Raw genomic sequence first — 25244 nt, forward strand, 5'->3', positions numbered from 1 at the left:
CGGCCAATTCTGATTGGACGCCGCGTTTTTGCGATCCTTTCCCGAGCCATGATGATTGAGTGTCGGCATGAGTGATTTGGTTGCGGCATTGCCGATGTATGACTGGCCCGAAGTGCGCGGCGAGGTCGACGCGCAATGGGCAGCGTTGCGCGATGCTTTTCGGCACAAGGGCGTCGATGGGCCGCAGACAATCGTGCGCCGCAATGGCGACCTGCCGCCGGTGCCGGGCGGTATCCACGACGCCGAGGGCAGACTGATCGCGCCCAATCCGGCGATACTGCCGCCGGACGAACTCGACCATCACCAGCTTTGGCTGCATCCGGCGCTGCTGTTCGCGCAGACCTGCTGGGGGCCGATGGAACTCGGCCTGAGCAAGCATGTGCAGGTGGTCGGCCAGCCGAGCTACGACGCTTACGAGGGCGGCGAAGGCGAACTCTATTCGAGCGCGCTGGTGATGCGGACGGGCGAGGGACCGGAGGTTCGCTCGCCCGCGGATGGCAAAGCCTCGCTGCCGCTCGATCTGATGCGCGGCAAGCGTTTTACCTACAACAGCCTCGATTCGATGTCGGGCATCATTGCACTGGCGCGCGACCTGCAGGCCGCCGGCGAAAGCCTGGATATGTGTCCCTCGCGCAGCGAAAGCGGTGGCCATCGCGGCTCGATCGTCGCGGTCGCCGAGGGCAAGGCGGATATAGCTGCCATCGACTGTGAGAGCTGGGCGCTGGCGCAGCGTTTCGAACCTGCGGCAAACGCCGTGAAGGTCGTCGGCTGGACGGCAAGGCGCAAAGGCCTGCCCTACATCACCGCCAGGACGACGCCGGAAAAGACGCTCAAGGCTCTGCGCGAGGCGCTTGCCGGATCAGCCGAGCAGCCTCGCATCCAACGGGTAGGTTGAAAGCTGCTCGTTACCGGTCTCGGTGATCAGGATCTGTTCCTCGATCTTGACGCCCTCATGGCCGCCGAGACGGCCGATATAGCTTTCCACGCACAGGACCATTCCCGGCTCCAGCACGCCGTCGGGCGTGTCCGGCGTCCAGTCGCTGGCATGTGGCAGGGTTGGATACTCGTCGGCGAGGCCGACGCCGTGATAGAGCACGCCGTAGCGCGCCGGGAAGCAATCTCCCGGCGGCACCACGGAGCGTTCGACCAGGTCGCGAAAGGACATGCCGGGCTGCATCAATTGCGTGTTGTGGGCGATCTGGTCGGCGGCAATGCGGAACAGGTCGCGCTGCTCGTTCGACGGCCTGGCGTCACCGCAAAGCCAGGTGCGGGAGAGATCGGCGCAGAAGCCGTAGGGACCGATCAGGTCGGTGTCGAAGGCGACGAGGTCGCCTGCTTCGATCACGCGCGATGAGCATTCCTGGAACCACGGATTGGTGCGCGGCCCCGAGGCCAGCAGCCGGGTCTCGATCCATTCGCCGCCGCGCGCAATGTTGCCGCGGTGGAGTTCGGCCCACAATTCGTTTTCGGAAATGCCCGGCGTTAGCGCCTTCTCCATTTCACCCATCGCCGCTTCGCAAGCGACGATTGCGCGGCGCATGGCGAGGATCTCGTCCGGCGATTTGATCAGCCGCGAATTTTCCATCACCGCTTCGCCATTGCCGATCGAAATGCCGAGCCGGGCGAGTTCCTCGACGCCTTCCGGGTTGATGTGGTCGACCGCAATGCGGCTGTTGCCGCCGCCATGCTCCTTGACCAGATCGGCGATGCCGGCCGCCCAGCGGCGGACTTTGTGCTCGGTCAGCTCGCCGCCATAGAGATACATCCACGACACTGCCGGCCGCACCTCGTCGACGACGCCGGAATGATCGGACAGATGCTCGCAGGAGAAATAGTCGAACAGCACCACGGGTCCCTCAGTGGCGACGAAGCAGTGGCGGGTCGGATTGTGCGCGACCCACAGCTGCATGTTGGTCGAATCGGTGGCGTAGCGGATGTTGACGGGGTCGTAGAGCAGCGCGCCGGCGTAGTTTCGGCGCCTCAGTTCGGCGCGGAGGCGCTCGAGCCGGTATTTGCGCATCGCGGCAAGATCGGGCGCGGCGATGCCTGCCGCTTGCCATTCGGCTTCAGCCAGCGCGCCATAGCCCAGCAGATGCTGGTTCAGCGACGCCGCCTTCTGGCGCGATGTTTCGCGCAAGGCTTCGACGGAGCCGGGCTCGAACGGCATGATCTTGCGGTGACGGCCGAACCCTTGTTTCTCCACCCGACGCCTCCCTGCCGACTTACTGTGGCGCTGCGCCCGCGGCCGCTTTCTTCAGCCGCGTGACCGTCAGCGTGCGGGTGGGCGGCTCGCTGTCGAACAGCATCGGAACGACCAACTGCTGCGGCGAGCCGTCAGCGACATAGCCGGCCTCGCTCAAGGCCCGCAGGATGCCCTCGGGAGGTTCCTTGTCATTGGCCATCACGAGCACCGCCGGCTCGATCAGCAAATGGCCGAAGTCCGGCATCTCGTCGTCGAGCACGACCAGATCGGGATCGACAAGACGCAGATTTCCCACCCAGTGCCAGCTCGATATCGCCGAGCGAACCGGACCGTTTGCCGTCAGCTGGCCATAGAGCGACTGGTAGTCGACACGCACGATGCTGCCGCGGCTGTCGCCGCCATTGAGGTGCGTGTACCAGGTCACCGGCAGCACGAGGATGGCAAGCGTTGCGCCGACAAAGACGACGACGTCCTGCACCTTCCTTCCCTTGTCGCCTCTGGCATCCATCTGCAAGGCCAGCGCGACCGGCAGCAACACAAGGATGGGAAGCATCCAGCGATCGCGAAATTGCGTCGTCCCGCTCGCCAGGACGAGCACGATGGTCATCGCCAGGGCAAAAGCGATGGTGCGCCACACCAGTTTCTCGGTCCATGGCGCCGGTTGCAGAGCCGGCGCCGGCTTTTTCCATGCGATGAGCAAAGCCGCGACGAATATGCCGGCCGGTAACACGGCGAAATACAGGATAGCCTTGCCCAGTCCGCGCATTCCGTAGAATGCGGTTTGTATGGCGCTTTCTCCTCTGCCCATGCCGAAGCCGCCGCTGTGCGACAGCAACTGGTCGGTGTAGGTCAGGTTCCAGTAGAGCGTCGGCAGGCAAAGCAGCACCGCCACGACAAGGCTGATCGAAAACCGGCGGTTGAGGATGACGCCGCGCGTTTCGCGCAGCGACAGGGTGGACAGGATCAGCGCGCCGAGAAAGATCGCGTTGTTGTATTTCGACAGGATGGCGGCGGTCATCGCCACGCCAAACAGCACATAGGTGGCCAGCGAACGCCGCTGCACCAGTTCGACGAGCGCAAGAAACAGCACCACTGAAAAACAGAAAGCGGCGATCGAGTGGGTGAGGGCGTGCTGCATCTCCCACACCATCTGCGGAAACAACAGCAGGCCAAACAATGCGGCGGCGCCAGCGCGGCTGGAATAGCCCAGGCGGCGGACAGCGATGAAAGCCGACGCCAGCGCCGCTCCGATCAGCAGGTACTTCACGATCTTGAGCGCGAGGATGTTCGTTCCGACCACGGCGGCGACGAGGCGGGCAAGCCAGGTGTAGAGCGGCGGCTGCGAGCCGCCATAGCCAGCCCAGAGGTAGTGCATGTACATCAGCTGTTCGGAATCGTCGACGCCGACACCGGTTCCTACGACATGGGACAGCAGCGCCATCACCACGATCTGGACGACGCAATAGACCGCGACGCAGACCAGTGCGGCGTTGAAGGGACCGACCTTGCCTTCGCAGAGCCAGTCCGTCCATTTCTCTAGATACTGCAAGGGGATCGTCTTCTCATTGAGGGAAAATGCCTGCGGCCAACTGCCGAAGGCCCCTTACACGATCTCACGCTCCCTGTCGCCTTTTCAGGTCCGCATCTTCTCGCCGCTGGGGTCGAAGGGCGCCTCGACATTGATGCGCGCCGGACGCCGGTGGCCGAGGATTTCGATCTCGAACAGTCCGGCACCTTCGTCCTCGGCGAGTGCCGCCGGCACATAGCCCTGCGCCATCGACTTCTGTACATAGTGCGCATAACCGCCCGAGGTGACCCAGCCGACCACGCGCCAGTCGCCGTCTACGATGCCGCGCACGGCGGAAGCGCCTTCGGCAGCCTTCGAGCCACGCACTTCCTTGCCCGCCATGTCGAAGCGCGGCGCGCCATAGCCATGCGGCTTTTCCACCGTGCCATAGTCCTTGCCGACCTTGGCCCAGATCGGCTCGTCGCCCATGACGTCGGCGTCGGCCGCGTCGACGATGAAGGAAACGCGGCGCAGTTTCGGCCCTTCCGCCTGTTCCTTGGCGGCGGCCTCGCGGCCGATGAAGTCGTTCTTCTCCAGCTTGATGAAGCGGTCCATCGCGCCTTCGAACGGCCCGTAGATCGGGCGCAGCTCGCGGTACCAGGTCGGGAAGTTCTTCTCCAGGCGCATGGAGAGCAGCGCACGCATACCGAAATCGACGAGGCCAAATTCCTCTCCGGCGTCCTTGATGGCCTTGTAGACCAGACGCTCATAGGCCGGCGCCATCCAGATCTCGTAGCCGAGATCGCCGGTATAGGTGATGCGGTTGACCATGCAGGGCGCGCCGCCGACCGCCATTTCGCGGAAATCCATGAAGCGGAAAGCTTTCGTCGAGATGTCGACATCGACCAGGTTCTGCAAGAGGTCGCGCGATTTCGGCCCGGCGATCGACAGGCCGACGAGCGTCTGATCGAAGCGGTGGATGCGCACCGAACCATCCTTCGGCAGGTGCTTTTCGAACCAGCGCATGTGGTATTTCTGCGCGGCGGAAGAGCCCCAGATCATAAATCTGTCTTCGCCTGCCTTGGCGATGGTGAAGTCGCCGATCAGCTTGCCGAATTCGCTGATCATTGGCGTCAGCACGATGCGGCCGATCTTCGGCATGCGGTTGGTCATCAGCCGGTTGAGGAAATCCTCAGCCGCAGGTCCCGACACTTCGTATTTGGCGAAGTTGGCGATTTCGGTGACGCCGACGCGTTCGCGCGTGGCGCGCACTTCCTCGCCGATAGGACCGAAATCGTTTGAGCGGTGGAAGGAGACGACGTCCTTCGGCTCCTTGCCCTTTGGCGCGAACCACAGCGGGGTCTCCAGGCCCCAGCTATCGCCCATGACGGCGTTGTTGGCGAGCATCGTGTCATAGAGCGGCGTCGTCTGCGCCGGACGCGCAGCCGGCAGCTCTTCATTGGGGAAGCGGATGGAGAAGCGGCGCGAATAGTTTTCGCGCACCTTTGCGTTGGTGTAGCGCAGGCCGGCCCACTCGCCGAAGCGGGCGACATCCATGCCCCAGACGTCGAAGCCGGGATCGCCATGCACCATCCAGTTGGACAGCGCGAGGCCGACGCCGCCGCCCTGGCTGAAGCCGGCCATGACGGCGCAGGCGCACCAGAAATTGGTCAGACCCTGCACCGGCCCGACCAGCGGATTTCCGTCGAGCGCGAAGGTGAAGGGGCCGTTGATGATCTGCTTGATGCCGGCTTTCTCGATGCCGGGGAAATGCTTGAAGCCGATCTCCAGCGACGGCGCGATGCGGTCGAGGTCGGGCGGCAGCAGTTCATGGCCGAAATCCCACGGCGTGTTGACCGGCGACCATGGCTTGCAGGCCTTTTCATAGGTGCCGAGCAGGATGCCGTTGCGCTCTTGTCGGGTGTAGATCTCGCCCTTGAAGTCGAGCACGCCGATCATCTCGCGGCCGGTCGATTTGTTGAACTCTTCGACCTCGGGCATCGGCTCGGTGAGCAGGTACATGTGCTCCATGGCCAGCACCGGCAGTTCGACCCCGACCATGCGGCCGATCTCGCGCGCCCACAGGCCGCCGCAGTTGACGACATGCTCGGCGTGGACGGTGCCCTGTTCAGTGACGACGTTCCAGGTGCCGTCAACTTCCTGCGTCAGTTCGACGACGCGGTTGCGCAGCACGATCTCGGCGCCCAGCTTCTTGGCCGCTTTGGAGTAGGCGATCGTCGTGCCGGAGGGATCGAGATGGCCTTCGACCGGATCCCACATGGCGCCGACGAAATTGGTCTCGTCCATCAGCGGGAACATCGCCTTGGCTTCGGAGGGCGTGATCAGCTCGGTGTCCATGCCGAGATAGCGGCCCTTGGCGTGGGCCAGGCGCAGAAAATCCATGCGCTCGGGCGTATCGGCCATCATCACGCCGCCGGTCAGATGCAGCGAGCAGGACTGGCCGGAGATTTCCTCGATCTCCTTGTAGAGCTGCACCGTATAGGCCTGCAGCTTGGCGACGTTGGGATCGCCGTTCAGCGTGTGGAAGCCGCCGGCTGCGTGCCAGGACGAGCCGGAGGTGAGCTCGGACCGCTCGATCAGCATGATGTCGGTCCAGCCGGCCTTGGCCAGGTGATAGAGCACCGAGCAGCCAACGACGCCGCCGCCAATGACAACCGCTTTTACATGAGATTTCATGAGAGATAGGTCCGTTTTTTAAGAGATTGAATCGAATGGGCGGGGCGTGAAAACAAAGCGGAGATCGGCCGCAGCGACGTTCTCGGCCAACCTGCCATCAAGCGCGGCAAGGATGGTTTCGCAGACGGAAGTGCGATGGTTCAGGACGTCATGGTTCCAAACACGCAGGATCGAATAGCCTTGCGCGCGCATGAAATCGTCACGGCGACAGTCATAGGAGCTGCCGGCGTGTTGATGGCCGTCGATTTCCACGACAAGCCATTTTTCGCGGCAGGCGAAGTCTGCAAAGTATGGTCGGATAGAGAACTGTCGCGTGAATTTGTAGCCGCCAAGTTTGCGGGCTTTCAACTCAGGCCAAAGCAGAGCTTCGGCCTGATTGTCACCTTGTCTAAGTTTTCTGGCTCGCAGGGTAGTGCCATTCTTGCGGCGACTGCGGGTTTGACCAGCGCCTTCCCCCACTCCGTCGCCGCTTCCCGGCGCCACCTCTCCCCCCTCCGGAGGGAGAGGAAGGGAGCCAGCCCGCATAACTTCGCGCCCTTGCATAGGCTCGCGCCTTTCCTCTCCCCCGTCGATCGGGGGAGAGGTGTCGAGCGAAGCTCGACGGAGTGGGGGTCGACTGTTCATCAACAACATTGATCAAAAATCGGTCGGCGCGCCGCCTTCGGACGTGCGCTTTTCGACGAAGTCGTTGAGCTCTTCGCGGATCGCCGGGTCCATATAAGGTTCCTCGTAGGATGCCAGCCGCTCCTTCCAGACCTTGTTGGCCTTTTCCAGCGCGGTCGGCGATCCGGCTTCGGCCCAGGTCTCGAAATTGCGCCAGTCGGAGAGGATGGGCGAGTAGAAGGCTGTCTTGTAGCGGTCCTGCGTGTGCTGGGTGCCGAAGAAATGGCCGCCGGGGCCGACCGACTGGATGGCGTCGAAGCCGAGCGCTTCGTCGGACAGGTCGAGCGGGGTGAGGAACTCGGCCACCATCTGCAACAGGTCGATGTCCAGGATGGTCTTCTCGTAGGAACAGCGCAGGCCGCCTTCGAGCCAGCCGGCGCCGTGCATCATCAGATTGCCGCCGCCCTGGATGGCGCCCCACAGCGAGAACACGCTTTCATAGGCTGCCTGCGCGTCGACGGTGTTGGCGGCGCAGGTATTGGAGGTGCGGTAGGGGATCTTGTAACGGCGGGCAAGCTGGCCGCCGACAAGCTGCGCCTTCATATATTCAGGCGTGCCGAAGGCCGGCGAGCCTGACTTCATGTCGACATTCGAGGTGAAGCCGCCATAGCCAACCGGCGCGCCCTTTCTCACCATCTGGGCAAAGGCGATGCCGGACAGCGCCTCGGCATTTTGCTGCACCAGCGCACCGGCGATGGTCACCGGCGCCATCGCGCCGGACAGGGTGAAGGGCGTGATGACGACGACCTGACCCTTGCTCGACATCTGGATGATGCCTTCCATCATCGGCACATCCAGTTTCAGCGGCGAATTGGTGTTGATGATGGTGAAGACGGACGGCTCTTCGAGCATCTGCTCATGGCTGATGCCGCGGGCGATCCTGGCGATCTCGATGCCGTCGACATTGCGCTCCTTGCCGAGCGAATAGATGTGGAACACCTTGTCGGTCAGCGTGGCGAGGTCGCGGATGCATTCGAGGTGGCGCACCGACGGGTGGATGTCGGTCGGCTCGACCGGGTAGCCGCCGGTGCAGTTCAGGATGTTGTGCATCTGCGCCAGGCGCAGGAAGTTGCGGTAGTCCTGCTGGTTGCCCGGACGGCGGCCGCGATCGAGGTCGGAGCAGTTCGGTGCCGACGCCATCATCGACAGGATCACATTGTTGCCGCCGAAGCGCACATTGTGTGCCGGGTTGCGGGCATGGAGCGTGAATTCCGACGGGCAGTTGGAGATGAGATCGAGGATCATGTCGCTGTCGAAGCGCACGCGCTCGCTGCCCTCGCGGACATCAGCGCCATTTTCCTTCATGATGCGGCGCGCTTCGTCATGCAGTACGTCGACGCCTATTTCCCTCAAGACGCGCAGCGAGGCGAGGTGGATCGATTCCAGCTCGTCGTCAGAGACCAGCTTGGTCGGCGTTAGCGGATTTCTCAGTTGCCGAAAAGCCGGCTGTTCGAAGGCGGCCGAGCCGCCGGCGCGCTTGCCCGCACGGCCACCGCGACGGGCACGGTCGGTTGCCAAAGTCGGTTCGGCTGGATGCAGGGCGGCGGTCATGATGGTCCTCGTACGATGCTGGTAGCGGGCGGCATAATGGACCGGCGGCTGTCCGACCATTGCGGAGGCGGCGACCACTAGGACGAGGGAAGCGACATGCCCGAACGGCAGTCCGATAGTTGACAACCTTGCCGGGGATTGGCGGACAGGACGCGCCCACTGCGGCTCTTGGCGCAAGGGGATTTCAGGCGCGGCCCTTCCTTTCCCTAAATCGAACCGCTAGCTCAGTGGTTTGCCGCTGGATGGGCCGGCAATTCATGTGGAAGGCATCATGGCTGCGACCGGTTCGAGCGATGGCGAAGCGGGGACGCAATGGGCGGCGCTTGCCGGCGTAACTGCCGCCCTCGCGATGTTCGGTGCGGCGCAAGGGCTGAGCTCGCCGCTGTTTACGCTGCTGATGCAGAAGCAAGGCATGTCGCCGGCGCTGATCGGCTTGTCGGCAGCGATGATGCCGCTTGGCCTGATCCTTTCGGCCTCGTTCGTGCCGGCAGCCATTCGGCTGGTCGGCGCGCGCAACCTGGCTGTGGGTTGCTCATTGATTGGGGCGCTGTGCTTCCTCGGCATCGGCTACCTGCAGGACTGGGTGGGCTGGTTCGTCATCCGCTTCATCATCGGTATCGTCATCAACCCGCTCTATATACTGGGCGAAGTATGGGCGCTGTCGCTGGCGCCGCCGTCGCGCCGCGGCAGGGTGATGGGGGCATTCAACACCGTGCTGGGCGCTGGCTATGCTGCGGGGCCTTTGGTCCTGACCGCGGTAGGGATATCGGGCTGGGTTCCTTTCCTGGTCGGCATGGCCGGCTTCATCCTGTGCGCCGCGATCCTTCGTGCTGTTTCCTCAAGCCTCGCCGGCTTCGAGGATGACGGCCAATTGCCCGGCGGCTTTTTCGGTTTCGCCAGGCTGGCGCCGGCGCTGTTATTTGCCGTGCTGGTTTCGGCGGCGGTCCAGCAGGGCACCTACGCTTTGATGCCGGTCTTCGGTGCTGCCTATGGCTTGGCCGAAAGGACGCTGGCGGCCCTGGTGATGGCACTGTCGCTGGGAAACATCTTCCTGCAAATCCCGCTCGGCCTGCTGGCCGAGCGTTTCGGCGGGCGGGCGATGATCATCTTCTGTGCGTTGGCGACAACGACCTGCGCGGTTTTGCTGCCGTTGCTGATCACGACGCCGGCGATCTGGCTCGTCCTTCTCGTCATGGGCGCGGTCGGCTATGGCGTCTACACCATGGCGCTGGTGGAGCTCGGCAGCCGCTTCAGGGGAACCGTGCTGGTCGCCGGCAACGCCGCCTTCGCATTGATGTGGGGCGCCGGCGGCATTGTCGGCCCGCCTGGCGCCGGTGCCTTGATGCAGACCATCGGTCCGCTCGGTCTGCCGGTGGTGATCGCCGGCCTCGACGCGCTGCTGGTGAGCTTCGCGCTCTATCGATCGTTCAAGCGCCAAAACTCCTGACGGCCCAAAACTCCTGACAGGCCTTGTCTGGAGCAAACGGTTTTTACCGGGGCGGGGCTTACCCGCGTCGGACAGAAAAGCTAGTCCTGAGCCTGGTTTAGGTGCCAATGATGAACCTGGCGGAAGCTGACAACGAGAAGATGCAGTGGGCGGCGATCAGCGGCGTGATCGCGACCGTCTCGGTGTTCGCCATCGCGCAAGGCCTGTCCTATCCGCTGCTGAGCTTCATCCTGCAACGCCAAGGCGTTTCGCCGGCCATCATCGGGCTCTCGGCGGCAATGACGCCGATCGGCTTCATTGTCTCGTCGCCGCTGATCCCGGCACTGGCGCGCCGGTTCGGGGCAGGGCGCACCGCGCTTACCTGCGCGGCGCTTTCGGCTATTGTGCTTGCGCTGATCGGCTGGACCCAGAATGTCTATCTGTGGTTTCCGCTGCGCTTCTTGATCGGGGTGGTGACCAACCCGCTCTATGTCTTGAGCGAAATCTGGGTCATTGCACTGGCGCCGCCATCGCGCCGCGGTCGCGTCATGGGTGTCTATTCAACCATCATCTCGGCCGGCTTCGCTGCCGGGCCGCTCTGCCTGCTCGTTGTCGGCACCGTGGGATGGCCGCCATTCCTGGTGGGGATCGCCGCCTTCATCTTCTGCGGCGCCTGCCTGGCGCTGGTGCTGCCGCAACTGCCGAAGGTCGACGAAGCCGGGCGCAGGGTTTCGGTCATGGGCTTCATGCCACTGGCATGGCTATTGCTGTCGGCGGTGGTCGTTGCCGCCGGTTTCGAACAGGGCGTGCTGGCGCTGCTGCCGGTCTACGGCACGCACTATGGCATCGCGGAAGCGCGCATGTCGGCGCTGCTGTCGGTGATGATCGCAGGCAACATCGCCATGCAGGTGCCGCTCGGCTTGCTGGCGGAACGGCTGACGGCGCGTCTGGTGCGATTCATCTGCGTCGTGGTGACGGTGCTGGGCTGCGCCCTGTTGCCGCTGCTCATCGAGACGCCGCTGATCTGGCCTTGCGTCTTTATCTGGGGCGCGGTCTCCTATGGCATCTACACCATGTCGATCATCGAGCTCGGCGAGCGCTTTACCGGCTCGGCGCTGGTCGCCGGCAATGCCGCCTTCTCCCTGATGTGGGGCATCGGCGGCATCGTGGTGCCGCCGCTGGCGGGTGGCGTCATGGATGTGATCGGCGCCTCCGGTCTGCCGATCACGCTGGGCGCGATTTGTCTGGCACTGGCTGTGGCCACGGTCCTGCGCCGGCGGATGGTTTGAGGCCGCATTCCCCCGATGACCTGACGTACCATCTTGAATAAAACCGCTTGCAACGCGATGTAGGCAGGGCTGCCCGCCACTAGCCTGGAGACCATGCGTGACCCAATCGACGACAAAACGCCAGACGGATGCCACCGCGGAGGACAAGTTCCTCTGGCTGGAGGACCGGACCAGCAACGAATCGCTCGACTGGGTGCATCGCCAGAACCAGATCACCGTGGCCGAACTACAGGGCGATCCGTCCTACCAGGCGGCCTTCGAGACGGCGCTCGACCTGATGACGGCCGAGGACAACATTGCGGTCGGTGCCGCGCTCAACGGCCAAGTCTATAATTTCTGGCAGGACAAGACCAATGTGCTCGGCCTCTGGCGCCGCACGACGGTTGCTTCCTACAAGACCGAGAAGCCTGTGTGGGAGACGATCATCGACTTCGACGTGCTGTCGGCCAAGGAGGGGGTGAAGTGGGTGTTCAGCGGCGCCAGCCGCCTTTACCCCGATTTCAACCTTTGCCTGGTGGCGATGTCGCCGGATGGCGGCGATGCGAGCGAGATGCGCGAATTCGACATCGAGACCAAATCATTCATCGAGGGCGGCTTCCGCGCTCCCGCCTCGAAATCCGGCTTTTCCTGGCTGGACAGGGACACGGTCATTGTCTCGGCTGCCTTCGATGAAGACGACAAGACCCAGTCCGGTTATCCGCGCGTCGTCAAGCTGTGGAAGCGCGGCACCCGGTTGGAGGAGGCGACGCCGATCTTCGAGGCCGAGAAGCAGGATCTCGCGGCCGGCGCGGGGGTCGAGCATGATGGCGACAGGCAGTATTTGTTTCTGGCCCGCACGATCGCCTTCTTCTCCTCGCACAGTTTTCTGCGCCTGCCGTCGGGCGAAAACCGGCGCATCCCGCTGCCGGACGATGTCACCGACACCGCGCTGTTCAAGGGCCGGTTCGTGTTCGGGGTGCGCAGCCCATGGACGGCGCCGGGCGGCACTGAGTGCTTGCCGGACGGCCTCTATTCCTTCGATTTCGAACACTGGATGGACACCGGCGACCTGGGCCCTGTTGAAACCATGCTCGCGCCAGCGCACCGTGTTTCGGTCGCCGGCATTGCCCGCACTCAGGACCGGCTGTTCATCAATCTGATGGACAATGTGCGCGGCAAGGTCGTTGTCGCCGAGCGCAGCGGCGACCGCTGGTCGCTGAAGCCGGTGGCGCTGCCCGAGAACGGCAATGTCGGCATCGCGCATGCCGAGCATTTCGGTTCCAGCGTCTCCTTCTCCTTCACCGATTTCCTGACGCCGAGTTCGATCATCTGGTCGGACGATGACGGGGTGACGCTGGCCACCGTGAAATCGCAGCCGGCGCGGTTCGACGCCGCGCCGCTGGTCTCGGAACAGTTCGAGGCGCGCTCGAAGGACGGCACCATGATCCCGTATTTCGTCGTCAGGCGGCGCGACCAGAAGGGTCCGGTACCGACGCTTCTCTATGGTTATGGCGGCTTCGAAATACCGCTGCTGCCCGGCTATGCCGGCGTGCGCGGCAGGCTGTGGCTGGAGAAGGGCAATGCCTATGTGCAGGCCTGCATTCGCGGCGGCGGCGAGTTTGGGCCGGCCTGGCATCAGGCGGCGCTGAAGGGCAATCGCCAGACTGCCTTCGACGATTTCGCCGCGGTGGCGCAGGACGTCGTCAGGCGCGGCATAGCCACGGCTGCTTCCCTCGGCATCCAGGGCGGCTCGAATGGCGGCCTGCTTACCGGCGTTTCCCTGACGCAGCATCCCGAACTGTTCGGCGCCGTCATCATCGAGGTGCCGCTGCTCGACATGCTGCGCTACACCGAACTGCCGCCAGGCGCCTCGTGGATCGGCGAATATGGCGATCCGGCAAAACCGGAAGAAGCCAAGTGGCTCGCCGCCTATTCGCCGTACCATCATGTCTCGGCCGATGCCGTCTATCCCCCGGTGCTGCTCACGACATCGACCGCCGACGACCGCGTCCATCCCGGCCACGCCCGCAAGATGGCGGCGAAGCTGCAGGAAGCAGGTCACGGCAAGACGTTGTTCTTCGAGGAGACGGAAGGCGGCCATGGCGGTCGCGGCGACCGCCGGCCGCAAGCGGCGCAAACCGCCATGAAATACGTGTTCCTGCAAAGGGTATTGAGCGGCACCGCTTGAATTCCGGGCCTCGGGCGGCATAGACTGCCGCCATGGTCTACATGAGCACATCCGGCGCCTTCGGGGTCGCGGTGACACCGTCGCCGCGCACGCTGCGCGCCGAACTGCTCAGGCTGTGCGCCCGCATCGGCTATTCGCCGCCCGCCGTCCTCTGACGAAGTCGCCCCGGCAGCTTGCCGGTTTGATTCCAGAGGAAAGAGCAAACCCATGACTTACCAGAATTATTCGCTGAAGCAGCTTCAGCAGATTGACGCCGCGCATCATCTGCATCCCTTCACCGACCACAAGGAATTGCGCGAGACCGGCTCGCGCATCATCACCCACGCCAACGGCCCGTTCATCTACGATGCCGACGGCACCGAAATACTCGACGGCATGGCCGGGCTGTGGTGCGTCAATGTCGGCTATGGCCGCGACGAGCTGGCCGACGCCGCTTACGCGCAGATGAAGGAATTGCCCTACTATAATTCCTTCTTCAAATGCTCGACGCCGACGCCCGTGCTGCTGTCGAAGAAGCTGGCCGAGCTGGCGCCCAAGGGCATCGCCCAGGTGTTTTACGGCTCCTCCGGCTCGGAGGCCAACGACACGGCGCTGCGGCTCGTGCGCCACTATTGGGTGCTGGAAGGCAAACCGGAGAAGAACCGCATCATCTCGCGCAAGTCGGCCTATCACGGCTCGACCGTCGCCGGCACGTCGCTCGGCGGCATGGATTTGATGCACAAGCAGCTCGGCGGGGCGGTTCCCAACATCGTCCATGTGATGATGCCCTATGCCTATGAGTTGGCGCTGCCTGGCGAAAGCGACCATGATTTCGGCCTGCGCGCGGCCAAGGCGGTCGAGGATGCCATTCTGGAGGCCGGCGCCGACAAGGTGGCTGCCTTCATCGGCGAGCCGGTGATGGGAGCGGGCGGGGTGAAAATACCGCCGATGAGCTATTGGCCGGAAGTGCAGCGCATCTGCCGCAAATACGATGTGCTTTTGATGCTGGACGAGGTCATCACCGGCTATGGCCGCACCGGCGAATGGTTTGCGGCGCAGACCTTCGGCATCGAGCCCGACACCATCACCACGGCCAAGGCACTGACCTCGGGCTATCAGCCGCTGTCGGCGCTGCTGGTCGGCGACCGTATCGCGGCGACGCTGGTCGAAAAGGGCGGCGAATTCTACCACGGCTATACCTATTCGGGTCACCCGGTGGCCTGCGCGGTGGCGCTGAAGAATCTCGAGATCATGGAGCGAGAAGGCCTGGTCGACAGGGTCAGGAACGACACTGGACCTTACTTCGCCCAGGCGCTGCAGGAGCGCATTGCCGGCCACGAACTGGTCGGCGAGGTGCGATCGATCGGGCTGATGGGCGCGGTCGAGATCGTCAAGGACAAGGCGACCAAGGAGCGCTTCCTGCCGGCGGGCAGTGCCGCCGTCACCGTCCGCGACCACGCCATCGCGCAAGGCCTGATGCTGCGCGCCACCGGCGACACGATGATCCTGTCGCCGCCGCTGATCTGGACCCGCGCGACGATCGACATGGCTTGCGATCGCATCGCCAAAGCGCTGGATCTGGCGCAAGCGGATTTGCGCAAGAAGTAGATGGAACGACAGCCGGACGCCTTGCAATCAGGGCGCCCGGACTGTGCGCCTGCTTATCGTCAGGGTCGAAGGGGTCAGCGCACCGATCGTGCTGGTCAATGAAGACCATCAGGCAATTCCGAACGCTGCAATCGGAATATAATTCAGATCGAACAGTATAGGACTGCAAAACGCAAAAACCGCGCTCCATCGGAACGCGGCTTTGCCAGATACGCATGGCATTTCGCCAACAATACACTTGCGAAACTTACGGGCTCCGGTACGCGAGACCTGATCCGGAGCGCCGGGCGGATGCGATATGTCCGCCTCGCCATCCGTTATATAGGCACATCGTTACCGCCGGGTTATCGAGAGCTTAAGCAAATCTAAATTTGCAATTTTTCCGCGCAATAAAAATCGAGAAAAGCGCTGCCAAATTCGAAACTTATAGAGAACTGCCGCGAAGGAAATTTATGATGCCGGAAAAATCCGATCCGCCATTTCCCTGGGCGTTGAACAGCGCATAAAGCTGGGCCGCTTCGGCCCCCATTGGCGTCACCGCGCCGGCGCTTTGGGCCGCCTCCTGCGCCAGTTTCAGGTCCTTCAGCATGAGTGCCGCGGCAAAGCCCGGTTTGTAGTCGCGGTTGGCGGGTGAGGCCGGCACGGGACCCGGCACCGGGCAATAGGTGGTCAGCGACCAGCACTGGCCCGACGAAGTCGAGGCAACGTCGAACAGGGCCTGATGCGAGAGGCCGAGCTTTTCGGCCAGCACGAAGGCCTCTGCGACGCCGATCATCGAAATGCCGAGCATCATGTTGTTGCAGATTTTGGCTGCCTGACCGGCGCCGTCGTCACCGCAATGGACGATGCGGCCTGCCATCGGCTTCAGGACCGGTTCGGCCTTGGCGAAGGCATCCTTGGCGCCGCCGGCCATGAAGGTCAGCGTTCCCGCAGCAGCACCGCCGGTGCCGCCGGAGACGGGGGCGTCGATCGAATGCAGCCCGTGCTTCCTTGCTACGGCATGCGCCTTGCGGGCCGACTCGACATCGATGGTCGAGGAATCAATGAACAGGGCGCCTGGTTTGGCCTTGGGTGCGATGTCCTCGTAGACCGAGAGCACGTGCTTGCCGGCGGGAAGCATGGTGATCACGACATCGGCGTCTTTCACCGCCGCCACGGCATTCGCCGTGACAATGACGCCATGCTCGTGGGCGACGGTGAGGTTTTCCGGCATCAGGTCAAAGCCGTGCACCGCATGCCCCGCCTTGACGAGATTGGCAGCCATCGGGTTGCCCATATTGCCGAGACCAATGAAGGCGATGGTGGTCATCAATCTCTCCTGAATTGTTGCCGTCAGCGTCCGATCAACGCCCGCGCGATGATCACGCGCATGATCTCGTTGGTGCCTTCGAGGATCTGGTGGACGCGCAGGTCGCGCACCAGTTTTTCGATGCCGTAATCATGGAGATAGCCGTAGCCGCCATGCAGCTGCAGCGCCTCGTTGGCGACGTTGAAGCCGATGTCGGTGACGAAGCGCTTGGCCATGGCCGACCATTTGCCGGCGTCCGGCGCCTTGCGGTCTAGCTTCGAGGCGGCGGCGTAGAGAAAGATCCGCGCTGCCTGCAATTCGGTCTCCATGTCGGCCAACCTGAACTGCAGCGCCTGGAACTGGTTGATCTTCGAGCCGAAAGCCTTGCGCTCGGCGGTATAGGACAGCGCCTTGTCGAGCGCAGATTGCGCGCCGCCGAGCGAACAGGCAGCGATGTTGAGGCGGCCGCCATCAAGCCCGGCCATTGCGATGCCGAAACCGGCGCCTTCGCCCGACAGCAGGTTTGCGGCCGGCACCTTGCAGTCCTCGAAGATCACCTGGCGGGTCGACTGCATGTGCCAGCCCATCTTGTGCTCGTTGGCGCCGAAGGACAGGCCGGGCGCATCCTTTGATACAACGAAGGTGGAAATGCCTTTCGGCCCGTCGGCGCCGGTGCGCGCCATGACTACATAGAGGTCGCTGTCGCCGGCCCCGGAGATGAACTGCTTGGCGCCGTTGAGCACATAGTCGTCGCCGCTCTTCACCGCGCGCGTCTTCAGAGCCGCGGCATCCGAGCCTGAGCCCGGCTCGGTCAGGCAATAGCTCGCCAGCCATTCCATCGAGGTCAGCTTCGGCAGGAAGCGTTGGCGCTGCTCGTCGTCGCCGAAGCGGTCGATCATCGACGCCGCCATATTGTGGATCGAGATGAAGGAGGAAAACGCTGGATCGGCGTGCGACAGTGCCTCGAAGATCAGCACGGCGTCGAGCCGGCCGAGCGCCGAGCCGCCGACATCATCCCTGACATAGATGCCGCCAAGGCCAAGCGGGCCGGTCTCGCGGATTACATCGGCGGGAAAGTGTCTTGCCCGGTCCCATTCGAGCGCATTGGGCGCAACGCGATCGGCGGCGAAGGCCTGTGCCATCTCCTGGATGGCGCGCTGTTCCTCGTTGAGCTCGAACTGACTGGTGCTCGCATCGACCGCGGCGTCCATGGCGTGCTCCCTGTGGTTCCCCAGCTGGGGTTGGCTTGCTGGCCTGTTGTTTTTGGCTTTGCGCGCCGCTCAATCTAGACCAATGATGCCGCCGCGCAACCCGGCTCGCCGCGCAGCCGCTGTGCATGGGATCAACGGAGCATTGCGTGCCGACATATTTCGACCAATTGCTCGACCGCTTCCATGCCTATCTCCGGGGCGTGGACAACGCGCTGGTGCGGGACGCCGTGACCCGGATCGGCTGGAATATGACGGCGCGCGTGCTCGAAGCGCATCCGCTGCCTTGCCTTGGTCTGCTCGACCGCATTGTCGAACTGGCGCCGCCGGACCCGCAGCCTCTGGTGCAACTGCTGGCGGAGCGTCGTGACGATCTGTGCTGGGGGCAGACCTACAACGCGAGCGATTTTGGTGAAGCGTTCTTGCAAAAATACGGCTGGCTGGAGGTGTTTGGCACGCGCGGCCATTTCGCCAATGAAGAGGTCGCGGCCGGATTGCTGATCCTGGGACCCGGCATCACCTATCCCGACCATCATCACATTGCCGAGGAGATCTACATTCCGNCAAGGCGATCATGCTGCAAGGCACGGGTTCGGATGTCGGCAAGACGGTGCTGGTGGCGGGGCTCTGCCGCGCGGCCAGGAATCGCGGGCTGAAAGTCAGGCCGTTCAAGCCGCAGAACATGTCGAACAATGCCGCCGTCGCCGACATTCCGGGCGACAACCGCCCCGGCGGCGGCGAGATTGGCCGTGGGCAATGGCTGCAAGCGCTGGCGTGTGGTGTTCAGCCGACCGTGCATATGAATCCGGTGCTGCTCAAACCCCAGAGCGATATCGGTTCGCAGGTGATCGTGCAGGGCAAGGTGTTCGGCGAGGCGCGAGCGCGCGACTACCAGACAATGAAAGCGGGGCTGATGGACGCCGTGCTGGAGTCCTGGACGAAGGTCGGTGAGGGCGCCGATCTGGTCGTCGTCGAGGGCGCCGGATCGCCGGCCGAAATCAACCTGCGCAGCCGCGACATCGCCAATATGGGCTTTGCCACGCGCGCCGACGTGCCGGTCATCCTGGTCGGCGACATCGACCGCGGTGGCGTCATCGCTTCGGTCGCCGGCACGCATCTGATCCTGCCGGAGGAAGACAGGCGCATGATCGTCGGCTACCTCATCAATAAGTTCCGCGGCGATGTCTCGCTGTTCGACGACGGCATCCGGTCGATCGAAAGCTTCACCGGCTGGCGCTGCTTTGGCGTCGTGCCGTGGCTGAAGGCGGCGGCGCGATTGCCTTCGGAGGATTCGGTCGTGCTCGAACGCCTGGCATCGGGCGAGAAGCGGGCGTTGAAGGTCGCCGTGCCGATGCTTGGCCGCATCGCCAATTTCGACGACCTCGACCCGCTCAAGGCCGAGCCGCAGGTCGAAGTGGTGTTCGTGCCGCCAGGGCAGCGCTTGCCGGAGGATGCCGGCCTGGTGGTCATTCCCGGTTCCAAATCGACGATCGGGGATCTCATGAAATTCCGCGAGAATGGCTGGGATCGCGATCTCCTCGCGCACCGCAAACGCGGCGGCCATATCGTCGGCATTTGCGGCGGTTTCCAGATGCTCGGCCGCCTGGTGCGCGATCCCGATGGCATCGAGGGCAGCGTCACCGAGGCGGAAGGTCTTGGTCTGCTCGACATCGAGACGGTGATGGAACCGGAAAAGACGGTGCGCAATGTCAGCGCGCGCTCGGTGCCGTTCGGCTTGGCGCTCGAGGGCTACGAAATCCATCTCGGCCGCACCACCGGGCCGGACATGGCGCGGCCGTCGGCTGTGATCAACGGCATCGACGACGGTGCCATTTCCGCCGATGGCAAGGTTTTTGGCAGCTATCTGCACGGCCTGTTTTCCGCCGACGCTTTCCGGGCGAGATTCCTGGAAAGCCTCGGCGTGAAAGGCGGCGGCGTCGACTATCGGGCGGACGTGGAAAACGCTCTGGACGAGATCGCAGCCGAACTGGAGCGCCATCTCGATTGCGATGCGATTTTTGGGTTAGCGAGGTAGGGCCGCCCATCGTTTCGTCATCCTCGGGTCTGCGCGTCCGCTTTGCTTCATGGTCATCCTTCCGCGCGGAAGAGCCTAACAGACCATGCATCCAAAGCAAAAGCGCCCGGCTTTGACCGGGCGCTTCGAATGCAGAAGTCGCGGGTGCCTAGGCGCCGCGCATCAGGCAGGCGGCGGCAAGCACGATGTATGCGATGAGGACAATCCACACCGCAGCCAGAGGAATGAACGCAAGAACGCCAAGCGCGGCGAGCACGCCGATGATGGCGATAACTAGGGATATGATGAAAACAAGCTGAGTGGGTGCACTAAGATTCATGTGTGGTCCCTCCAACATGATTCGTACAACGGCACTCTATCAGGCGTGAGGCTTATACACCAATCAGCTGGCGCAATGGGTTCGCCGGGTCGGCCAGCAGCTTCACCGCCAGCGACAGGCAGATGATCACCAGCAGCGGCTTGATCAGCCGGGCGCCGATGCGGATGGCAAGGCTGGCGCCGAGCCGGGCGCCGAGGAACTGGGCGACGCCCATCATCAGCCCGATCTTCCAGTAGACGACGCCGGCGACGGCAAAGACGATGAAGCCGCCAATGTTGGAGGCGAAATTGAGCAGCTTGGTGTGTGCCGTCGCCTTGAGCACGCCGAAGCCGGCAAGGCTGACGAAGGCCAGCATATAGAAGGAGCCGGCTCCCGGCCCGAACAGCCCGTCATAGAAGCCGACCAAAGGGGCGATGACCAGCCCGAACAGGAAGTGCGACAGGCGCTCGGCGCGGTCGACATCGTTCATGTTGGGTTTCACGGCGAAGTAGATCGCGATGGCGATCAAAAGCAGCGGCAGCAGCGCTCGCAGGAGATCACCCGGCACGAATGCCGCCAGCAAGGCGCCGACGGCACTGCCGGCAAGGGCCAGAAGCGCCGATGGCAGCTGTCGGCGCAGATCGACATGGCCATTCATGGCGTAGTGGATGGTCGCCGAAGCGGTGCCGAAAATGCCCTGCAGCTTGTTGGTTCCAAGTGCTGCGACCGGCGGGAAGCCGGCAAGCAGCAGGGCCGGGATGGTGATCAGCCCGCCGCCGCCGGCTATCGAATCGACAAAGCCGGCTGCAAAAGCGGCCAAGGCAAGCATGATGACGGTCTGGGTGGCGAGGTCGAGCATCGGGATTTTCTGAACATTCCGGCGGGAAAGGTGGTGCCGCGCCTTCTCATGGCCATCCGGTTTGCGCAAGGCCGATTCCGCGCTACGTCCATCCAAGCGCGTTGCGCTTGGATTTCCTGTGGTGCATGTCATTATCTCAGTACCGCTGCGCAGTTTTGGGTCATGTGCGCTGGGCGGGCTCGGGAAAGGGACACTGTTGGCGATGGCATTGCTCGACCAGATACGCTCGATCTTCGATGGTGACCCCGGCGTGCGCAAGGTTGCCGACGACCCTGTGCTGTCGGCGGAGCTCTTGATGCTGTTTCGCATGATCCTGGCCGACGGCTCGGTTTCGGAGAGCGAGATGGTCGCCTTCCGGCGCATCTGCAAGGACGCCTTCGGCATCCCGGAAACCAGCATCGACGCGGTCATCGAATATCTCAATGATTTCGGCTACGAGACCAACGGTTCGCAAGCCATTGCGCTGTTCCGCGATCTCGATGTCGAACGGCGCAAGTTGCTGGCGCTCCACATGGCGGAGATCGCCAAAGCCGATTCCAAACTGGCCGAGAGCGAAGTGCGGCTGTTGCGCCGCACGCTCGATTTGCTCGACATCAGCCCGGTCGATGTGGTGAAGCCGGAGGAGTGAGGCAGACCAGGGGCAACGGCCGCCCAGCCGGGTCCCCGCTGCTTCGCAGCGTCCCAGCGTTTGTGACCTTTCATCGTGCCACTGGCACGATGAATTCGCTGCGCGAACCGGTCACTTACCCCTGTTCCTGCATACGGTGAGCGATCGCCCGATGCAGATCGGGCGCAGCCGCGACCAGCGCCCTGGCCGCCTCCGACTGCGGATGATCGAGCACGTCACCGGTCTTGCCGCGCTCGACGATCCTGCCGTCATGCATGACCAGCACCTCATCGGTGATGGCGCGGGCGACGGTCAAATCGTGGGTGATGAAGAGATAGCCGATGCCGAGCTTCTGGTTGAGCTCTGCGAACAGGTCGAGGATCTGGGCGCGGATCGAGACGTCGAGCGCCGAGACCGGCTCGTCGGCGACGACCAGCTTCGGCCTAGTGATGATGGCGCGGGCGATCGACAGGCGCTGGCGCTGGCCGCCGGAAAACTCATGCGGATATTTGTCCATGTCGCTGGTGCCGAGGCCGACCTCGTGCAGCGCATGCGCCACCATCTCGCGCCGCTCAGCCGGTGTCGGCTTCGTCTCCAGTACATGCAGCGGCTCGGCGACCAGTTTTACGACCTTCTGGCGCGGGTCGAAAGAGCCGTAGGGATCCTGGAACACGACCTGCATGTCGCGCCGCGCGGCTTTGAGCTCCGCCTCGCTTTTGCCGGTTATGGTCTCGCCGCGAAAGCGGATCGTTCCCGATGTCGATTTGTCGAGCGCCAGGATCATGCGGGCAAGCGTTGACTTGCCGCAGCCGGAGCGGCCGACCAGCGCCACCGATTGGCCCGGCGCCAGCGACAAGGACACGTCGTCGACGGCGCGGATCGGAGCCGCTGACTTGAACAGGGAGGTGCGCCGGCCCGGATAGTCCCGTGTCACGCCTTCGACCTCAAGCAGCGGTTTGCCCTGGCCGGCGGCGTGAACCTTGGCGCGCGCGGGCACGTGCATGGAGGCCAGCGCCAGCTGGCGCGTGTAGGGATGCAGCTGTTCCGACAGCGTGCGTGCGGTGTCGCCGGCTTCCATCACCTCGCCATGGCGCAGAATGGTGATGCGGTCGGCCATTTCGGTGACGACCGCGAGATCGTGCGAGATCAACAGCAGGCCCATTCGGTTTTCGCTGACAAGGCCGCGCAAGAGGTCGAGGATCTGCGCCTGCAGCACCACGTCGAGCGCCGTGGTCGGCTCGTCGGCGATGAGCAGCTTGGGTTTCAATGCGCAGGCAATGGCGATGACGACGCGCTGGCGCTGGCCGCCCGACAGTTCGTGCGGATAGCGCGACAGCGGGAATTTGGCCTCCGGCAGGCCAACGCGGTCGAGCATTTTGCGCGCGCGGTCTTCGGCGTCGGCACGGCTTGCCCTAGTGTGCCAGCGTATGCCTTCGGCGACCTGCTCGCCGATGGTCTTGACGGGGTTGAGCGCCGTCATCGGCTCCTGGAACACCATGCCGATGTCGTCGCCGCGCAGCGCGCACATCTGGTCCTCGGTTGCGGCCAGAATATCGATGCCGTCGAAGGTCACGCGGCCGGTGGCGCGCGCCGCATGCGGCAGAAGCTGCATGATGGTCAGCGCCGTCATCGATTTGCCGGAACCGGATTCACCGACCAGGCCCATCACCTCGCCGGGCGCGACGGAGAGCTCGACCCCTTTCAGGATCGGCGTGTCGCCGACGGCCAGCGACAGGTTCTCGATCTGCAGCAGGCTCATCGCTGCCGCCGCGATTTCGGGTCGAGTATGTCGGCGATGCCGTCGCCGAGCAGATTGAGCCCAAGCACGGTGACGACAATGGCCATGCCGGGGAAGATGGCCATCCACGGCGCCACCACCATGCGCGTCTGAGCGTCGAACAGCATGCGGCCCCAGCTCGGCATTGGCGGCTGGGCGCCGAGGCCGACATAGGAGAGGCCGGCTTCGGCCAAAATGCCAAGCGCGAACTGGATGGTGCCTTGCACCAGAAGCAGCGTGGCGATGTTGGGCAGCACGTGCTCGGTTGTAATCTGCGCTTTGCTCTTGCCGGCGGCGCGGGCGGCGAGGATGAATTCGCGCGGCCAGATCGCCAGCGCGCCGGCGCGGGCGACGCGCGCAAACACCGGGATGTTGAAGATGCCGATGGCGATGATGGCGTTGATTGCGCCCGGTCCGAAGATGGCGGTGATCATGATCGCCGACAGCAGCGCCGGGAAGGCGAAGACGAGGTCGGTCAGCCGCATCAGCGCCTCGTCGACCAACCCGCCGCGCGCCGCGGCGAAGGCGCCGAGCGGCACGCCGACGCCCATGCCGATGCCGACCGCGACCAGCGCCACGGCAATCGAGTTGCGGGCGCCGACCATGATCATCGACAGGATGTCGCGGCCGAAATGATCGGTGCCGAACCAGTGCGCCGCAGAGGGCGCCAGCGTCTTGTCCGAGATCACCAGTTTGGTCACGTCGTAGGGCGTCCAGACGTAGGAGATGACCGCTATTGCAGCCACCAGCACCGTGATGGCGAAGCCGATGAGGAAGGAGCGGTTGCGGAAGGCCTTGGCCAGAATGCTGCCCAACGTCTCCTGCGGGATGTCGATGTGCAGCGTCATTGCCGGCCTCGAAGGCGCGGATCGACGATGGCGTAGGAGACGTCGACGACGAGGTTGACCGCAATGACGGCGACGACCAGCAGCATGACGATGCTTTCGACGACGATCAGGTCGCGCTGAGTGATCGCCTGGAACACCAGCCGTCCGAGGCCGGGGAGATAAAAGACGTTCTCGATGATGATGGTGCCGGCGAGCAGGAAGGCGAATTGCAGGCCCAGAATGGTCAGAACCGGGATCATCGCGTTGCGCAGCGCGTGCCGCCACAGCACGGCGCGATAGGGCAGGCCCTTGGCGCGGGCGGTGCGGATATAGTCCTCGTTCAGCACCTCGATCAGCGCCGAGCGGGCAACGCGCGCCAGGATCGCCGCCTGCGGCAGAGCGAGGGCGATGGCCGGCAGCAGCAGCGATTTCAGCGCCGGCCAGGCGCCGGCGCTCCAGCCGGGAAAGCCGCCGGCCGGCACCAGCCGCAGCCAGACGGCAAAGAGGTAGATCAGCATCAGCGCGAACCAGAAGTTCGGGATGGCGACGCCGAGCTGGGCGGCGCCCATGGCGATCGTATCACCGGCCCGCCCGCGCCGGCTGGCGGAATAGAGCCCGACCGGGATGGCAATGATGGTGGACAGCGCCAGCGCGATCAGCGCCAGCGGCAGGGAAACCGCCATGCGCTCGCGGACAAGGTCGATGACCGGCACTGAATAAGTGTAGGAGCGGCCGAAATCGAGGCTGAGCAGACCGCCGACCCAGTGGAGGTAGCGCAGGAGAAGCGGCGCGTTGAGGCCCATCTGGTTGCGCAGGAGTTCGACCTGCTCGGCGCTGGCGTTGAGGCCAAGCATCAGCCGCGCCGGATCGCCGGGCAGGATTTCGAGCACGGCGAAGACGACCATCGAGGCCAGGATCAAGGTTGCGATGGCGATTGCGAGGCGTTTGAGGAGGTAGGCGGTCATGGTGGAGGGGCGCCCGGTGCGGCTGCGCCTTGAAAGTCGAGTTCCCGCCCACCCCCCTCTGTCCTGCCGGACCCGGCCCTTCGCTGTCGCTTCGGGCGTTCGTTGTTCGGAAAGCCAAGCAGTTGGCTTTCCGTCCGCTGCGCGGACCACTCCTCACCCCCCGCAAGGGGGGAGATCAGCAGGTTCTGTGTCGTCGACCAGCGTTCAACGTTCGCGATAGGCGAAAGCGGAGATGATAGCCCGATCTCCCCCCTTGCGGGGGAGATGCCCGGCAGGGCAGAGGGGGGTGT

General features: G+C 63.9%; 21 protein-coding genes. 9 read left to right on the forward strand and 12 right to left on the reverse strand.

The annotated features are described in order from the left end of the window. Positions 1-67: 67 nt before the first annotated feature. Positions 68-895 carry a PhnD/SsuA/transferrin family substrate-binding protein gene (locus X756_RS145725; RefSeq protein ID WP_023730696.1) on the forward strand — a complete coding sequence of 276 codons (828 nt, stop codon included), beginning with the start codon at positions 68-70 and terminating at the stop codon, positions 893-895. On the opposite strand, the gene X756_RS145720 is transcribed toward X756_RS145725, so the two are convergent. From X756_RS145720 to X756_RS145700, 5 genes are all read right to left on the reverse strand, one after another. After that, a complete protein-coding gene (locus X756_RS145720) occupies positions 860-2167 on the reverse strand; it encodes a Xaa-Pro peptidase family protein (protein ID WP_050589289.1) in 1308 nt (435 codons plus the stop codon). The genes X756_RS145725 and X756_RS145720 overlap by 36 nt on opposite strands. A 55-nt stretch (positions 2168-2222) precedes the next feature. Next, the gene (locus tag X756_RS145715; RefSeq protein ID WP_023730698.1) at positions 2223-3752 is read right to left on the reverse strand and encodes a glycosyltransferase family 39 protein; all 1530 of its coding nucleotides are present in this window, start codon (positions 3750-3752) and stop codon (positions 2223-2225) included. 84 nt (positions 3753-3836) lie between these two features. Continuing rightward, a complete protein-coding gene (locus tag X756_RS145710) occupies positions 3837-6407 on the reverse strand; it encodes an FAD-dependent oxidoreductase (protein ID WP_023730699.1) in 2571 nt (856 codons plus the stop codon). 18 nt (positions 6408-6425) lie between these two features. Next, positions 6426-6890: a DUF559 domain-containing protein gene (locus tag X756_RS145705; RefSeq protein ID WP_023744721.1), complete on the reverse strand. Its 465-nt coding sequence runs from the start codon at positions 6888-6890 to the stop codon at positions 6426-6428. Positions 6891-7043: 153 nt separating this feature from the next. Then, positions 7044-8621, reverse strand: coding sequence for a trimethylamine methyltransferase family protein (locus X756_RS145700; protein WP_023730701.1), 1578 nt, complete (start codon positions 8619-8621; stop codon positions 7044-7046). Positions 8622-8892: 271 nt separating this feature from the next. Here X756_RS145700 and X756_RS145695 point away from each other — a divergent pair, with 271 nt between their 5' ends. The 5 genes from X756_RS145695 to X756_RS145675 all read left to right on the forward strand — a co-directional run bounded on the left by X756_RS145695 (position 8893) and on the right by X756_RS145675 (position 15090). Next, on the forward strand, positions 8893-10068 hold the full coding sequence (locus tag X756_RS145695; RefSeq protein ID WP_023730702.1) for an MFS transporter: 1176 nt from the start codon (positions 8893-8895) through the stop codon (positions 10066-10068). A gap of 110 nt (positions 10069-10178) precedes the next feature. Next, a complete protein-coding gene (locus tag X756_RS145690; RefSeq protein ID WP_023730703.1) occupies positions 10179-11336 on the forward strand; it encodes an MFS transporter in 1158 nt (385 codons plus the stop codon). Positions 11337-11433: 97 nt separating this feature from the next. After that, positions 11434-13503 carry a prolyl oligopeptidase family protein gene (locus tag X756_RS145685; RefSeq protein ID WP_023730704.1) on the forward strand — a complete coding sequence of 690 codons (2070 nt, stop codon included), beginning with the start codon at positions 11434-11436 and terminating at the stop codon, positions 13501-13503. Between the two features lie 32 nt (positions 13504-13535). Beyond that, complete coding sequence (locus X756_RS145680; RefSeq protein WP_023670422.1) at positions 13536-13658, forward strand: hypothetical protein; 123 nt, start codon at positions 13536-13538, stop codon at positions 13656-13658. A gap of 52 nt (positions 13659-13710) precedes the next feature. Next, the gene (locus tag X756_RS145675) at positions 13711-15090 is read left to right on the forward strand and encodes an aspartate aminotransferase family protein (protein ID WP_023706071.1); all 1380 of its coding nucleotides are present in this window, start codon (positions 13711-13713) and stop codon (positions 15088-15090) included. Between the two features lie 424 nt (positions 15091-15514). Here X756_RS145675 and mmsB read toward each other — a convergent pair whose 3' ends face one another. Continuing rightward, entirely contained in the window at positions 15515-16399 is an 885-nt protein-coding gene (mmsB, locus tag X756_RS145670) for a 3-hydroxyisobutyrate dehydrogenase (protein ID WP_023730705.1), read from the reverse strand. 23 nt (positions 16400-16422) lie between these two features. Beyond that, positions 16423-17589, reverse strand: coding sequence for an isobutyryl-CoA dehydrogenase (locus tag X756_RS145665; protein ID WP_023730706.1), 1167 nt, complete (start codon positions 17587-17589; stop codon positions 16423-16425). A 146-nt stretch (positions 17590-17735) separates the two neighbouring features. Here X756_RS145665 and X756_RS145660 point away from each other — a divergent pair, with 146 nt between their 5' ends. Both X756_RS145660 and X756_RS145655 read left to right on the forward strand, forming a co-directional pair. Further along, positions 17736-18242, forward strand: coding sequence for a dimethylsulfonioproprionate lyase family protein (locus tag X756_RS145660; protein WP_023730707.1), 507 nt, complete (start codon positions 17736-17738; stop codon positions 18240-18242). Next, entirely contained in the window at positions 18161-19621 is a 1461-nt protein-coding gene (locus X756_RS145655) for a cobyric acid synthase (protein WP_023730708.1), read from the forward strand. The genes X756_RS145660 and X756_RS145655 overlap by 82 nt, the downstream gene beginning before the upstream one ends. A 148-nt stretch (positions 19622-19769) precedes the next feature. On the opposite strand, the gene X756_RS09490 is transcribed toward X756_RS145655, so the two are convergent. Together X756_RS09490 and X756_RS145650 are read right to left on the reverse strand one after the other, a co-directional pair. Then, a complete protein-coding gene (locus X756_RS09490; RefSeq protein ID WP_023670429.1) occupies positions 19770-19940 on the reverse strand; it encodes a hypothetical protein in 171 nt (56 codons plus the stop codon). A gap of 52 nt (positions 19941-19992) precedes the next feature. After that, positions 19993-20778, reverse strand: a complete 786-nt coding sequence (locus tag X756_RS145650) for a TSUP family transporter (RefSeq protein WP_023707858.1) — start codon at positions 20776-20778, stop codon at positions 19993-19995. A 196-nt stretch (positions 20779-20974) separates the two neighbouring features. On the opposite strand from X756_RS145650, the gene X756_RS145645 reads away from it, so the two are divergent. After that, on the forward strand, positions 20975-21406 hold the full coding sequence (locus tag X756_RS145645; RefSeq protein ID WP_023688142.1) for a TerB family tellurite resistance protein: 432 nt from the start codon (positions 20975-20977) through the stop codon (positions 21404-21406). 115 nt (positions 21407-21521) lie between these two features. Here X756_RS145645 and X756_RS145640 read toward each other — a convergent pair whose 3' ends face one another. From X756_RS145640 to X756_RS145630, 3 genes are read right to left on the reverse strand one after another with little or no spacing between them, the layout of a single operon-like run. Next, the gene (locus tag X756_RS145640) at positions 21522-23144 is read right to left on the reverse strand and encodes a dipeptide ABC transporter ATP-binding protein (RefSeq protein ID WP_023670432.1); all 1623 of its coding nucleotides are present in this window, start codon (positions 23142-23144) and stop codon (positions 21522-21524) included. Continuing rightward, a complete protein-coding gene (locus X756_RS145635) occupies positions 23141-24010 on the reverse strand; it encodes an ABC transporter permease (protein WP_023706066.1) in 870 nt (289 codons plus the stop codon). The genes X756_RS145640 and X756_RS145635 overlap by 4 nt, the downstream gene beginning before the upstream one ends. Next, positions 24007-24954 (reverse strand): ABC transporter permease, encoded by a 948-nt coding sequence (locus tag X756_RS145630; RefSeq protein WP_023710755.1) that lies wholly within the window; start codon positions 24952-24954, stop codon positions 24007-24009. The genes X756_RS145635 and X756_RS145630 overlap by 4 nt, the downstream gene beginning before the upstream one ends. Positions 24955-25244 lie beyond the last annotated feature (290 nt).

This window comes from Mesorhizobium sp. LNJC405B00, from assembly GCF_000502615.1.
Taxonomy (GTDB): Bacteria; Pseudomonadota; Alphaproteobacteria; order Rhizobiales; family Rhizobiaceae; genus Mesorhizobium.